We start from the raw sequence: 12,649 nt of genomic DNA, 5'->3' as shown, positions 1-12,649 counted from the left end.
TGCACTCATTCGGGGTACCCGTTTGGATAGTTCTGAAACGGCATGTTCTGGTCGCCGAAACAGGAGAAAGCCAATGTCATTGAAAGTCTACCGGCCAGCCGACATGAACGAAACCTTTGCCGCCATCCGCAACAGCGGCGATGTCGGGGCTCTGCTGGCGCTCTACGAGGAAGATGCCCGCCTGCTGGTTGATACCAACGGTTCCGGCTTTGCCGGCAAGGCGGCGATTGCCGGGGAGCTTGAAAGGCTGGTGCGCATTCCGGGCACGATGACGTCGCACAACACCTTCTGCGTCGAGCATGGCGACCTGGCGCTGCTGCGCGCCGATTTCGCAATCATCAATGAGGAAGGCTTTACCCTCTACTCCGGCTTCACCGCCGAGATCGTGCGCAGGCAGGCCGACGGCACGTGGCTCTATGTCATCGATCACGCCGGCGCCAGCCGCTACGGAGCCTAGGCCCGACGCTGCAGCGTGCCGTCTCCGCCAGGAAGCGGAGACGGCAGCGCAATCACTGGCCCATCTTGTAGTCGAGGAACCACTTCTTGTTCAGCTTGTCGAAGGTGCCGTCCGCCTTCAGCGCCGCGATCGCCTGGTTGATCGGCGCGACAAGGTCAGAGCCCTTCTTGAAGATGAAGCCGAAATCCTCGCTGCCCAGCGGCTCGCCCACCACCTTGAGCTTGCCTTCCGAGGCGTCGACATACCCTTGCGCAGCGACGCTGTCGGTCAGCACCAGGTCGACGTCGCCGGCCTTGAGTGCCTGCACCGTGGCGCCGAAGGTCTCGAACAGCTTGATACGCGGGTTCTGCTCGTTGCCGTCGAGGATCTCGTAGACGGCGGTGTAGAAAGGCGAGGTGCCCGGCTGCGCCGCGATCAGGCCGTCCTTGAGCGCGCCGAAGCTCTTGGCGTCGGTGAAGCGGCTCTCGTCGGCACGCACCAGCATGAACTGCTGCGAACGCATGTAAGGATCGGAGAAATCGACCTTCTCCTTGCGCTCGTCCTTGATGGTGATGCCGGTCATGCCGACCTGGTACTGGCCGTCCGACACTGCCTGGATCATCGCGTCCCAGCTGGTGTTCTGGTACTCGATCTTGAAGTTCAGCCGCTTGGCGATCTCGTCCATGGCGTCATATTCCCAGCCGATCTGCTTGCCGGTCTTGGGATCGATGAACTGCAGCGGCGGATAGGCGTTCTCGGTCACCACCACGACCGACTTGCCGCCGAGATCAGGCAGGCTCTGGGCCATGGCAGCCAATGGCAGAAGCACGACAGCCAGCGCGCCGGCCAGCGACAGTTTGAAATGAGACATGATGCGTTCCCCGAAAACACAAGACCGGCGGCGCCGGTCGATTTGCGCCAGACTTTAGCCGTCCCAAGCGTGCTTGCAAGCATGGACGATGCGCTGGCACAGCCGAATACACTGTATCTGTTTCGCTTTTGGCGTGTTTGCGAAACAAATCCTGGCCTCAGCCGCCCGGCTGATAGATCAGCAAATGCTCATCATGGAACACCCCGTCGACCAGCAGCGCCCGCGGCTCGACGCCGTAGCTGACGAATCCAAGGCCGAGATAGAGCCGGAGCGCCGGCACATTGTCGGCGATGACATGGGCATGCAGCGCCAGACCGCGTTCGGTCGCATGATCGATGACCTGCTGCACCAGCGCCCGGGCGGCACCGGTGCCGCGCCAGGCTGGATCGACATAGACCCCAAACATCGCGCCCTTGTGCCGTGTCTTCCGCCGCTTTTCGCCGATGAAGGTCGCAACGCCGACGAACTCGCTGTCGCCAAACACGCCATAGACGGCATCGGGTTCGGCAAGGCCTATGCGCGCCTCGAAATCGGCGTCAGTCAGATGCGCCTCGTCCTCCGGGCTCGAACTGAAGGCGAGCGGCGCTTTTTCGAGCGCCGCCATGCGCAGGCGCCTCAGCGCCGCACCTTCGCCCGGCACCAGCCTGCGGACGACGAAGTCTTTTCCGATCACCATCCATCCCCCCCAAAAACGAAAAAGGGCGGCACAAGGCCGCCCTTTCGAAATCCGGTAGCGCCGGCGATTACTCGGCGGCGGCTTCAGCTGCCTTGGCGGCCTCGGCTGCTGCCTTCTTCTCGGCGGCTTCCTGAGCGGCCTTCTCGGCGGCCAGCGCCTGGGCTGCGGCAATCTTTTCGGCTTCGATACGGGCCTTCTCGGCGACCAGAGCAGCGCGCTCGGCATCGTTCAGCTTGCGGGCGCGGACGCCGGTGTTCTCGACGATACGAGCCGACTTACCGCGACGATCGCGCAGGTAGTACAGCTTGGCGCGACGCACCTTGCCGCGACGGACGATCTCGACGCCCTCGATCATCGGCGAGTAGACCGGGAACACGCGTTCCACGCCTTCGCCGTAGGAGATCTTGCGGACGGTGAAGTTTTCCTGGAAGCCCGAGCCGGCGCGGGCGATGACGACGCCTTCATAGGCCTGGACGCGGGTACGCGTGCCTTCGGTGACGCGCACCTGGACGCGGACGGTATCGCCCGGCTGGAATTCAGGCAGGGTGCGCTTGGCTTCGATCTTGGCGGCCTGTTCGGCCTCGAGCTGGCGGATGATATCCATCTCAAAAATCCACTTCTTGTTCTTCCGACAGCCAGAGCGCCCAACGCTCGCCTTGCAGTTCCAAATGACCGCTTGGGTATGCCTTCTTCCCTCGCGGGCCTTCTGGCAGGGGCGACTACACCGTCACTGTTGACGGGTCCGGTCGATTATTCGTCCGGTTCGGGCGGGCACATAGCGCTATTTCGGCCATTTGTCACGCCTTTGCCGCTTCTTTTTTGCAGCCAAGGCGTGCGGCCCGAGCATTGTGACCGCTTCAGCGACATTGGACCATGCCGCCGCCATCGGCAAGCCATGGCTTGCATCGTTCGTCCGCGCTTCCTACAGACCGGACTAACATAGCAGCAAGGCAGCCGGTCCGTGTCCCTGATCACAATAGGCATCCTCTTTCTCGCCGGCTTCCTGTCGGGCGTCGTCAACGCCATCGCCGGCGGTGGCACCTTCCTCACCTTCGGCGCCATGACCATGCTCGGCGTACCGCCGATTTCGGCCAACGCCACCTCGTCGATCGCCCAGTTCCCCGGCTACATCACCTCGACCTGGGCCTACATCGCCGACATCCGCCTGATGTGGCGCGGCGCCATCGCCTTCGCCGTCATCTCGGCCATTGGCGCGCTGGCCGGCGCGCTGATCCTGCTCTCCCTCGACAATGTCGCCTTCGGCGCCCTCGTCCCCTGGCTGCTTCTTGCCGCCACCGCGCTGTTCGCCGCCGGCCCCTGGCTGCGCCCGAAAAAGCTCGCCGAGCGCGCCCCTGATGCGCCGGCCTCGCTCGCCGGCCGCATCGTCCAGTTCTTCACCTCGATCTATGGCGGTTTCTTCGGCGCGGGCATGGGCGTGATGATGCTCGCCACCCTCGGCCTCACCGAAGGCGGCGACTACCACCGCCTCAACGCGCTGAAGAACATGCTCTCCATCGTCATCGCAGCGGTTGCCATCATCATCTTCGCCTCGGGCGGCGTCGTCGCCTGGACCCATGCCGCGATCATGGTGCCCGGCGTCGCGCTTGGCGGCTACGCCGGCGTCTGGACCGCCCGCCGTGTGCCGCAAAGCGTTGTCCGCGCCTTCGTCGTCGCGGTCGGGCTGTTCCTGGCGGGTTACTACTTCACGAAGGGGTAGACCGCGACCTCGTAGGATTGGGTTCCTCGTCCCTCTGGGGAGAGGTGCCGAGCATAGCAAGGCGGAGAGGGGGAACCGCCCCCACCTGCGCGGCAGCCGAAATCCGCCCTACTTCTTCTCCACCCGCCCGGCCCAAAGATCCGGCCGCCGCTCCTTGGTCAGCTTTTCCGCTTCCGCCCGCCGCCATTTGGCGATCTTGCCATGGTTGCCCGAGGTCAGCACCTCGGGGATGGCGCGGCCCTCGAACTCCTGCGGCCGCGTATAGTGCGGGTGCTCGAGCAGCCCGCCCTCAAAACTCTCTTCGTCGCCCGACACGTCGTTGCCCATCACGCCGGGCAGCAGCCGCACAACCGCATCGAGCAGCACCAGTGCTGCCGGCTCGCCGCCCGAGAGGATGAAGTCGCCGACGGAAATCTCTTCCAACTCGCGCGCATCGATCACGCGCTGGTCGACGCCCTCGAAGCGGCCGCACAGGATCACAGCACCAGGCCCGGCGGCCAGTTCGCGCACGCGCTCCTGCGTCAAAGGCCTGCCGCGCGGGCTCATCAGGATGCGCGGACGTTCGTCCCCCTCGGACGAAGCACTGTCGATCGCCTTGGCTATGATGTCGGCCCGCAGCACCATGCCGGCGCCGCCGCCGGCCGGAGAATCGTCCACGGTCCGGTGCCTGTCGGTGGCGAAGTCGCGGATCTGCACCGCTTCCAGTGCCCAGTCGCCGCGCTCCATCGCCCGCCCGGCCAGGGACACCCCCAGCGCGCCCGGAAACATCTCCGGGTAAAGCGTGAGCACGGTTGCTCGGAACATCAGCGATTGCCCCCGGCATCCTTCGGGCCGCGCGGGCGCTTGTCGAACTCGCCATCGGAGGGCGCGTTTTCGTCGTCCTCGTCATCAACCAGCCCGGCCGCCACCGTGTCGATGGTTACGAAGCCGCCGGCAACGTCGACAACAGGCACCGCGGCCTGGGTGAACGGGATCAGCACGCCCTTGCGGCCCTGATACTGAATCTCAAGGATGTCGCCGCCGCCATAATTCTGCACGGCAAACACCTTGCCCACCGGCGCGCCGGTTTCGTCGCGCACCTGAAGCCCGACGAGGTCGGCGTGATAAAACTCGCCCTCATCGCCATCGTCGGGCAGCGCCGAACGGTCGACGAACAGCTCCGTGCCGGTCAGCGCCTCGGCGGCGTTGCGGTCGGCCACGCCCTTGAAGCGCACGACCACCACTTCGTTGGCCGGCCGGATCGTGGCGATCTCGAAGGCGCGGCCGTCCTTGGCATAGAGCGGCCCGTAATCGGCCAAAGCCAGCGGGTCGCCGGTAAAGGTTTTGACGCGCAATTCGCCCTTGATGCCGTGGGCGGCGCCGATCACGGCCATCTGGATAGGATTTTGGGGTTTGGCCATCGCCTGCTTCACTGCTTGTCAACTTCACGCGTTCAACACTGCCATATTCCAATCGGACGCCCGCTGCCAATGCAGGAATTCCTCATCGCCGCAAAACCCGACCTGCAATCGGCCCGCGAGGGCTGGCTGAAGGCGCTTGCCGGCGAGCGCCGCCTCTCTGCCGCGACCGTCGATGCCTATGAGCGCGACACGCGCCAGTTCCTGCAATTCCTCACAGGCCACAATGGCGGCCCGCCCGGCATCTCCAACATCAAGGACCTGCGCCCGGCCGATCTGCGCGGCTTCCTCGCCTCTCGCCGTGCCGACGGCGCCGGTGCCCGCACGCTCGGGCGCGGCCTTGCCGGCGTGCGCTCACTGCTGCGCTTTCTCGAACGCCAGGGCCTGGTCAATGCCGCTGGCTCAGCCGCACTGCGGGCGCCAAAGCAGCCGAAATCGCTGCCCAAGCCACTGACGGCGATCGATGCCAAGCGTGTTGTTTCGGCGGGCGAACAGCTCGCAGAAGAACCATGGATCGCCGCCCGGAACGCCGCCGTGCTGACGTTGCTCTATGGCTCCGGCCTGCGCATTTCCGAAGCGCTCAACCTGTCCGGCGCGGAACTGGCTTCGCCAGCCGACACCGTGCTGCGCGTGGCGGGCAAGGGCGGCAAGACCCGTCTCGTGCCGGTGCTGCCGGTTGCGCTCCAGGCGGTCGCCGAATACCGCAAGCTCTGCCCCTACCATCTCGGGCCCGACGGCGCGCTGTTCCGCGGCGCGCGCGGCGGCCAGCTCGATCCGGCAATCATCCAGCGCGAGATGCGCAAGATGCGCTCGGCGCTCAACCTGCCCGACACGGCGACGCCCCATGCGCTGCGCCATTCCTTCGCCACCCACCTGCTCGGCCGTGGCGGCGACCTCAGAACTATCCAGGAGCTGCTCGGCCACGCCAGCCTGTCGACGACCCAGATCTACACCGGTGTCGACACCGCGCGTCTGCTCGAGATCTACGAGGCGGCTCACCCGCGCGCCTGACGCTTGGCCTCGAAATCGAACCCGATTTCCGAGGAGGCGCTTCACCAGGATCAGCTCCTGCAGCCCGACAATTGTCACCACGGCATTAACCGTTTTGCCGCTTTTGGCCGCTACACAAATGCCATGACACGTCTCGCTGCCATTGCCGATCGCGCCTCTTTGTTGTCGCTGAAGCTGCTTGCAGCGCTCAACGTGCTGTTTTTCATCCTGTTCTTTGCCATCGCCTTCCTGCTCGCCGGCAAGGCCCATGCTGCAGCACCTGTTTGCACCGGCTCGGACATGCTGGCCGAACTGCAGAAGAACGACCCGGCACTGCTCGCCAAGATCGAGGCCGAGGCCAAGAAAACGTTCAACGGCGAGGGCCTGCTGTGGAAGCTGGAAAAGCCAGGCCAGAAGCCGTCCTGGCTCTACGGCACAATGCATGTCACCGATCCGCGCGTCACAGTGCTTGAGCCGGCGGCGCAAAAGGCCTTCGACGGTTCGCACACACTGGTCATCGAAACCACCGATGTGCTCGACCAGCAGGCAATGGTCGCCGGCCTGATGAGGCAGCCTGAACTGATGATGTTCACCGATGCGACGACGCTGCCATCGCTGCTGTCGCCGGAGGACGCCAAGATCGTCAACGCGGCGCTCGAAGCGCGCGGCATACCGCCGGCAAGCGTCACCAAGATGAAGCCGTGGATGCTGTCGGCGATGGTCGCATTGCCGGCCTGCGAGCTGGCCCGCAAGTCGGGCGGCGCGCCGATACTCGACATCCTGCTCGCCCAGCAGGCCAAGGCGGCCGGCAAGGAGGTCAAGGGCCTCGAAAGTGCTGCCGACCAGCTCTCGGCGATGGCTTCGCTGCCGCTCGAATTCCACATCAAGGGTCTCGTCGAGACCCTCAAGCTCGGCGACCGCATGGACGACGTCATTGAAACGATGGTCGTGCTCTACCAGCGCGGCGACACCGGCATGTTCTGGCCGCTGTTCCGCAACGCGCTGCCAAGTGCTGCCGGCGACGAAACCAGCTACGCCGCCTTTGAGGAAGCGATGGTGACGACGCGCAACAAGACCATGGTCGAGCGCGCCGAGCCGCTCGTCGGCCCGGGCGACGCCTTCATGGCCGTCGGCGCGCTGCACCTGCCCGGCCCCGACGGGCTTGTCGAGCTGTTCCGCAAGGCCGGCTACACTGTGACGGTGGCCGACCGCTGACATCTGCCTCTACGGCTTGGCGACCCGTGCCAGCATGGCCGGAACGATGATCTTGTGGAACGGCAGGACAATGGCGAGATAGGTCCGGCCGAGCCAGTTGTGCGGCTTGACCAGCGTCGTGGCGCTCACCTCCTGCCGGCCCCCGCCTAGCTCCTTCAGCTCGACAAGCAGGCGGAAATCGAGATGAAGGTCGTCCAGCCCAAGCACCATCTGGGATTGCGACTGGCTGAGCACCGGGAACATCCCCTTACGCTCAAGCTCCGGGGCAAGGTCCTCGTCGCGCGTCTTCAGCCCAAACGGTCTGACCAGCAGGTTGCGCAGCGCCATCAGCGCACCGATCCAGCTCGGCCGATGGCGGAACACCCGCTCGGCCGCAGCCCCGACATCGAGGCGCTGGCCATGCACCACCACGGCAAATCTGTCAGTGAAACTCGCGCCGGGCAGAATTTGCTTGGCATTGGGCAGGACAGGCAACACGGGCATGACAGACCTCGGCTTGCTGCAACTTAACCGAGCCTACCCCTCTTTCATCGCCTTTGAAGCGTGGCGAAACGCCGCCTCTGGAACGTTCGTTTCGAAAATTTCACGCCAAAGTGAAACCGAAATGCCTTTCGCGCGTTGATTGCTATGTTCACGCAACGATTGCGGAGCGCAGCTGAGGGAGATCTCAATGGTGAACAATCCAGATCCAGGACGCCCATCCGGCCAGTCGAGCATGGGCAGCACGTGGCTGATAGCCATCATCGTCGTGCTGCTCGCAGCGGTGGCCTATTACATTTTCGGTCCCAAGACCGCCGAAGCCCCCGCACCAGCCGAACCGCCGGCAGCCACGGCCCCGGCGCCTGCTCCGGCCGAACCTGCTGCCCCGGCACCGTCGGGTACGATGGCGCCTGCGCCTGCTGAACCGGCTCCCGCGCCGGCACCTGCCGAGCCTGCGCCCGCACCGGCCGCTCCGGCTCCGGCCGAACCCGCGCCTTCGGGCGGCGGCACCACGGCTCCGGCACCGGCACCTTCCGGTGGCTAAAGGCACCAGCTGAAATGCAAACGGCCCGCTCATCAAGCGGGCCGTTTCACTTTTGATCGAAACGAACTCAGGACCGAGCCGGTCCCGCCTGATTACATGTGGATCGGCTTGAAGAAGGTGGCGAGTGCCGCCTCCTTCACCGCTTCCGACATCGTCGGATGCGCATGGCAGGTGCGGCCGAGGTCTTCCGACGAGCCGCCGAACTCCATCAGCACCGCCGCCTCGTGGATCATCTCGCCGGCGCCGAAGCCGACGATGTGCACGCCCAGCACCTTGTCCGTATCCTTGTCGGCCAGCACCTTGACGAAGCCGTCGGTGTGCAGCATGGCGCGGGCACGGCCGTTGGCCGTGAACGGGAACTTGCCGGCCTTGTAGGCGATGCCCGCCTTCTTCAGCTCTTCCTCGGTCTTGCCGACCGAAGCGACCTCGGGGCTGGTGTAGACCACGCCCGGGATGACGTCATAGTTCACGTGGCCGGCCTGGCCGGCGATGATCTCGGCGACCGCAACACCTTCGTCCTCGGCCTTGTGCGCCAGCATCGGGCCGACGACCACGTCGCCGATGGCATAGATGCCGGCGACGTTGGTGCGCAGGTGGCCGTCGGTCTTGACCCGGCCGCGCTCGTCCATCTCGACGCCGGCCTCCTTGAGGCCGAGGCCGTCGGTGTAGGGCCGGCGGCCGGTCGCAACCAGCACGACATCGGCCTCGATCGTTTCCGCAGCTCCACCCTTGACCGGCTCGAAGGTCACAGTCGCACCCTTCTTGGCCTTGGCGACGCCCGTCACCTTGGAGCCGAGCTTGAACTCGAAGCCCTGCTTGGCCAGCATGCGCTGGAACTGCTTGGCAACATCGCCGTCCATGCCGCCCAAGATGGTGTCGAGATACTCGACGACGGTCACCTTGGCGCCGAGACGCGCCCACACCGAGCCGAGCTCGAGGCCGATGACGCCGCCGCCGACAACCACCAGATGACCCGGCACCTTCTCCAACAGCAGGCCGCCGGTCGAGGAGATGATCACCTTCTCGTCGAACTCGACATTGACGCCCGGAATGCCGGCGACGTCGGAGCCGGTGGCAATGACGATGTTCTTGGTCTCGAGTTCCTGGGTCTTGCCGTCGGCGCCCACGACGCCGACCTTGCCGGCGCCCAGCACCTTGCCGGTGCCCTGGAAGCTTTCGATCTTGTTCTTCTTGAACAGGAACGACACGCCGTTGACGTTGGCGGCGACGGTCGCGTCCTTGTGCGCCATCATCTTCTTCAGGTTCATCTTCGGCGTGCCGACCTCGACGCCGAGTGCGTCGAAGGAATGCTGTGCCTCGGCCAGCATTTCCGACGCATGCAGCAGCGCCTTGGAGGGGATGCAGCCTATGTTCAGGCAGGTGCCGCCGAAGGTCGCGTTCTTCTCGACCACGGCGACCTTCAATCCGAGCTGTGCTGCCTTGATGGCGCACACATAGCCGCCTGGGCCCGAGCCGATTACGACGACGTCATATGCCATTGTTCTTTCCTTCTTGCCTGGGGCGGTCAGCGACCGCCGCTCACGTTCAAAATCGAGCCCGTCGTATATGATGCCTCATCCGACAAAAGCCAGATGACGGCACGGGCAACTTCTTCCGCCTTGCCTTCGCGTTTCATCGGCACGAGCCCGCGAATGGCGGCGATCCGATCGGGCTGACCGCCCGACGCGTGGATTTCCGTGTCGATGATGCCGGGCCGCACCGCATTGACGCGCACGCCCTCGGTCGCGACTTCCTTGGCAAGCCCGATGGTCAATGTGTCGATCGCGCCCTTGGAGGCGGCATAGTCGACATATTCTCCGGGCGAACCGATCGAAGCCGCCGCCGAGGAGATGTTGACGATCGCGCCGCCCTTCCCGCCATGCAGGCTCGACATGCGCTTCACCGCCTCGCGGGCGCACAGGATCGAGCCGACAACGTTGATGCGCATCATGCGCTCGAGCCGGGCGACGCTCATCTCGTCGACGCGCGCCTTCATGTCGACAATGCCGGCATTGTTGACGAAGGCATCGAGCCGGCCATAGGTCTGGTCGACCTGGGCGAACATGGCCAGCACATCGGCCTCGCTACCGACATCGCCTTTGATGGCGATTGCCTCGCCACCAGCGGCCTTCAGTTCCGCCACCAGCGTATTGGCCGCGGCATCGTTGGACACGTAGCTGAACGCCACGCGGTAGCCGGCCGCTACCGCCAGCCGGCAGATTGCGGCACCTATGCCGCGGCTGCCTCCGGTCACCAAGAGTACTTTTCCTTGAGCGCTCATTCCTGGCACCCCTTCAGCTCGAACACGTCCCACGGCACTTTGGAAAAGCCGTCAGGACCATAGGCTGCGGACGACCTCAGCCCATGGCCGAGATCGGAGAAGATAAGCTTCTTGGGCGCCGCCGCAGCGATGCGCTCGCGCGGCAAAAGCCCGACATTGCCCTGCTCGTCGACGCTGTAGATCACGCCCTGCCACACCGTGCAGGCCTCGATCTCCTCGCCGGTCACGTCGCCCTCGGGGCACTGGTGCATCAGCATGCCGTTCGGCCGCGCCACGTCCTGCGACCACATCACCACGCCATCGAGCACGATGGAATTGTCCATCACCATCTTGAAGCTGTTGGTCACGGTTGCCGATTCCAGCGTCGGCCGGAAATCGATCTCGGCGGCGCCGTCGCGATCGCCATAGACGGCGAGCTCGATCGGGCACGCGGCATGGGCCGTCGTCGCCGACAGCATCGCCAAAGCCGTGACCAGCGCAGCTATCCGCATCAGCCGGCCTGCACCGTCGCGAGCTTGATGCCAAGCCCGATGAAGATCATGCCGGTCACCTTGTTGAACCAGCGGCCCCAGGCGACAAAGCGCTCGCGCACCGAGGCCATGGTGAAGAACATCGACACGCCGACGAACCAGGTAATCAGGACCACCGCCATCAAAAGCCCGTAGACACCCTTCACCGCGGCCGGCGTCTCGTGGCTGACCATCGCCGTGAACAGCGGCAGGAAGAACAGCACCGCCTTGGGGTTGAGCGCGTTGGTGACGAAGCCTGTCAGGAAGCAGCGCACGGCCGAGACTTCCTTGGCCTCGCCGACACCCGGCTGCGCCTCGACCGGTGCCATGTCCATCGGCCCGGCACGCAGCGCCATGATGCCGAGATAGAGCAGATAGACGGCACCCGCCCATTTGATCAGCGAAAACAGCAGCAGCGACTTCGACACGATCAGCCCGATGCCGAGGATGGTGTAGCTGACATGGAACAGCAACGACACGCCGATGCCGAAGCTGGTGATGATGGCAGCGCGGCGGCCATGGACGATGCTCTGCCGCACCACCATGACGAAATCGGCGCCCGGCACCACCATCAGCACCGAGAACACGGCCAGCAGGCCGGCAAATTCGAACGCGTATTGCGTCATGGCTTGTCACTCCCAGCCAGCGATGCATTGCCCAAGGGCGCATTGAACGCCCAGACATGGCCGAACGGGTCCTGGATCTTGGCGTAGCGAGCGCCCCAGAACATGTCGTCGGGCTCCATCACAGCCTTCGCGCCGGCCGCCACCGCGCGCTCGACCGCCTGGTCGACCTGGCCGGGCAGCTTCAGATTGATGTTGACGGTCATGCTGGCGCCGCCACGGCTCAAAGGCGACAGCACGTCGCCGCCAAATTCGGGAAACTCGTCATGCAGCATCACCTCGCTGCCGAACATGGCGAGGTTGGCATGCAGCACGCGCACCCCGTCATCAGCCATCTGCTCGAAGGTCTCAACGGCGTCGAACGCCTTTTCGTAGAAGGCGATCGCCTCCTTGCCCTGCTTGACGCAGAGATGGACCTGGATCGGGGGAATGTCGGGTTCGAAAGCCATGCGACCGTCTCGTTTCGGTTTCTTCAGGCAGCGATGTTACGTCATCAGGCGCACGACCATCAGGACCAGCCCGGCGATGGAAACGAACCAGACGAGTGTACGCAACACCGGAACCCCGGCGACGTACAGGAAGGCATAGACAACGCGCGCGAGTATCCACATCACGGCGCCGGTGGCACCCAGTTCGCCCGTCTTGCCTGTCACCGCCAGCGCCAGCGCAAGCGCGACGAAGGCGGGATAGGTCTCCAGCATGTTGTTGAGCGACCGAAGCAGCCGCCCCGCAACGATGTTTTTTGGCGCGCGGCCGTCGTCGCGCGAACTGAGCAGGTACTTGATGCTGAAATCGCCCGACAAGTCGAGCGAAAGCGCCTGCACCAGTATGTGCGCGATCAGCAGCACGACGCTCCAGCCCAGAACCCAGATTTCCGTCGATGCTGCTGCCGTTTCGAACGCCATCGTTG

The 12,649-nt window shown here is 64.7% G+C and carries 17 protein-coding genes; 5 read left to right on the top strand and 12 right to left on the bottom strand.

Translation table 11 applies throughout. The annotated features are described in order from the left end of the window. Positions 1-73: 73 nt before the first annotated feature. Entirely contained in the window at positions 74-457 is a 384-nt protein-coding gene (locus tag ACSQ3E_RS17960; RefSeq protein ID WP_436123747.1) for a YybH family protein, read from the top strand. 52 nt (positions 458-509) lie between these two features. Here ACSQ3E_RS17960 and ACSQ3E_RS17955 read toward each other — a convergent pair whose 3' ends face one another. The 3 genes from ACSQ3E_RS17955 to rplS form a co-directional block, all read right to left on the bottom strand. After that, entirely contained in the window at positions 510-1,307 is a 798-nt protein-coding gene (locus tag ACSQ3E_RS17955) for a basic amino acid ABC transporter substrate-binding protein (protein WP_436123746.1), read from the bottom strand. Positions 1,308-1,464: 157 nt separating this feature from the next. Then, the gene (locus ACSQ3E_RS17950) at positions 1,465-1,983 is read right to left on the bottom strand and encodes an N-acetyltransferase family protein (protein WP_436123745.1); all 519 of its coding nucleotides are present in this window, start codon (positions 1,981-1,983) and stop codon (positions 1,465-1,467) included. A 67-nt stretch (positions 1,984-2,050) separates the two neighbouring features. Then, the gene (gene rplS, locus ACSQ3E_RS17945) at positions 2,051-2,587 is read right to left on the bottom strand and encodes a 50S ribosomal protein L19 (protein ID WP_310326357.1); all 537 of its coding nucleotides are present in this window, start codon (positions 2,585-2,587) and stop codon (positions 2,051-2,053) included. Between the two features lie 357 nt (positions 2,588-2,944). Between rplS and ACSQ3E_RS17940 the strand changes: the two genes are divergently transcribed. Further along, a complete protein-coding gene (locus tag ACSQ3E_RS17940; protein ID WP_436123744.1) occupies positions 2,945-3,700 on the top strand; it encodes a sulfite exporter TauE/SafE family protein in 756 nt (251 codons plus the stop codon). Between the two features lie 108 nt (positions 3,701-3,808). Here the strand turns inward: ACSQ3E_RS17940 and trmD are convergent, their stop codons facing one another. Together trmD and rimM are read right to left on the bottom strand one after the other, a co-directional pair. Beyond that, positions 3,809-4,507 (bottom strand): tRNA (guanosine(37)-N1)-methyltransferase TrmD, encoded by a 699-nt coding sequence (gene trmD / locus ACSQ3E_RS17935; RefSeq protein ID WP_436123888.1) that lies wholly within the window; start codon positions 4,505-4,507, stop codon positions 3,809-3,811. Beyond that, complete coding sequence (gene rimM, locus ACSQ3E_RS17930) at positions 4,504-5,100, bottom strand: ribosome maturation factor RimM (RefSeq protein ID WP_436123743.1); 597 nt, start codon at positions 5,098-5,100, stop codon at positions 4,504-4,506. The genes trmD and rimM overlap by 4 nt, the downstream gene beginning before the upstream one ends. A gap of 69 nt (positions 5,101-5,169) precedes the next feature. On the opposite strand from rimM, the gene ACSQ3E_RS17925 reads away from it, so the two are divergent. Then, positions 5,170-6,108 carry a tyrosine recombinase XerC gene (locus tag ACSQ3E_RS17925; RefSeq protein WP_436123742.1) on the top strand — a complete coding sequence of 313 codons (939 nt, stop codon included), beginning with the start codon at positions 5,170-5,172 and terminating at the stop codon, positions 6,106-6,108. A gap of 123 nt (positions 6,109-6,231) precedes the next feature. Further along, positions 6,232-7,302, top strand: coding sequence for a TraB/GumN family protein (locus ACSQ3E_RS17920; RefSeq protein ID WP_436123741.1), 1,071 nt, complete (start codon positions 6,232-6,234; stop codon positions 7,300-7,302). A gap of 9 nt (positions 7,303-7,311) precedes the next feature. On the opposite strand, the gene ACSQ3E_RS17915 is transcribed toward ACSQ3E_RS17920, so the two are convergent. Continuing rightward, positions 7,312-7,785 carry a DUF2867 domain-containing protein gene (locus ACSQ3E_RS17915; protein ID WP_436123740.1) on the bottom strand — a complete coding sequence of 158 codons (474 nt, stop codon included), beginning with the start codon at positions 7,783-7,785 and terminating at the stop codon, positions 7,312-7,314. Positions 7,786-8,017: 232 nt separating this feature from the next. Here ACSQ3E_RS17915 and ACSQ3E_RS17910 point away from each other — a divergent pair, with 232 nt between their 5' ends. Next, positions 8,018-8,326: a hypothetical protein gene (locus ACSQ3E_RS17910; RefSeq protein WP_436123739.1), complete on the top strand. Its 309-nt coding sequence runs from the start codon at positions 8,018-8,020 to the stop codon at positions 8,324-8,326. Positions 8,327-8,418: 92 nt separating this feature from the next. On the opposite strand, the gene lpdA is transcribed toward ACSQ3E_RS17910, so the two are convergent. Genes lpdA through ACSQ3E_RS17880 form a run of 6 tightly spaced genes read right to left on the bottom strand, consistent with a single transcriptional unit; the run spans position 8,419 to position 12,644 of the window. Next, complete coding sequence (gene lpdA / locus ACSQ3E_RS17905; RefSeq protein ID WP_436123738.1) at positions 8,419-9,825, bottom strand: dihydrolipoyl dehydrogenase; 1,407 nt, start codon at positions 9,823-9,825, stop codon at positions 8,419-8,421. A gap of 26 nt (positions 9,826-9,851) precedes the next feature. Further along, positions 9,852-10,607, bottom strand: a complete 756-nt coding sequence (locus tag ACSQ3E_RS17900) for an SDR family oxidoreductase (RefSeq protein WP_436123737.1) — start codon at positions 10,605-10,607, stop codon at positions 9,852-9,854. Next, positions 10,604-11,098, bottom strand: coding sequence for a hypothetical protein (locus ACSQ3E_RS17895; protein WP_436123736.1), 495 nt, complete (start codon positions 11,096-11,098; stop codon positions 10,604-10,606). Before ACSQ3E_RS17895 ends, ACSQ3E_RS17900 begins: the two co-directional genes overlap by 4 nt. Then, positions 11,098-11,742 (bottom strand): LysE family transporter, encoded by a 645-nt coding sequence (locus ACSQ3E_RS17890; protein ID WP_436123735.1) that lies wholly within the window; start codon positions 11,740-11,742, stop codon positions 11,098-11,100. Before ACSQ3E_RS17890 ends, ACSQ3E_RS17895 begins: the two co-directional genes overlap by 1 nt. Beyond that, complete coding sequence (locus ACSQ3E_RS17885) at positions 11,739-12,188, bottom strand: VOC family protein (RefSeq protein ID WP_436123734.1); 450 nt, start codon at positions 12,186-12,188, stop codon at positions 11,739-11,741. Before ACSQ3E_RS17885 ends, ACSQ3E_RS17890 begins: the two co-directional genes overlap by 4 nt. A 36-nt stretch (positions 12,189-12,224) precedes the next feature. After that, positions 12,225-12,644, bottom strand: coding sequence for an MAPEG family protein (locus ACSQ3E_RS17880; RefSeq protein ID WP_436123733.1), 420 nt, complete (start codon positions 12,642-12,644; stop codon positions 12,225-12,227). Positions 12,645-12,649: the final 5 nt, after the last annotated feature.

The organism is Aminobacter sp. LjRoot7 (assembly GCF_964252895.1).
Classification (GTDB): domain Bacteria; phylum Pseudomonadota; class Alphaproteobacteria; order Rhizobiales; family Rhizobiaceae; genus Aminobacter; species Aminobacter aminovorans_B.
The sequence above is the reverse complement of the archived record's forward strand: the minus strand, read 5'-3'. Positions and strand labels throughout refer to the sequence as shown.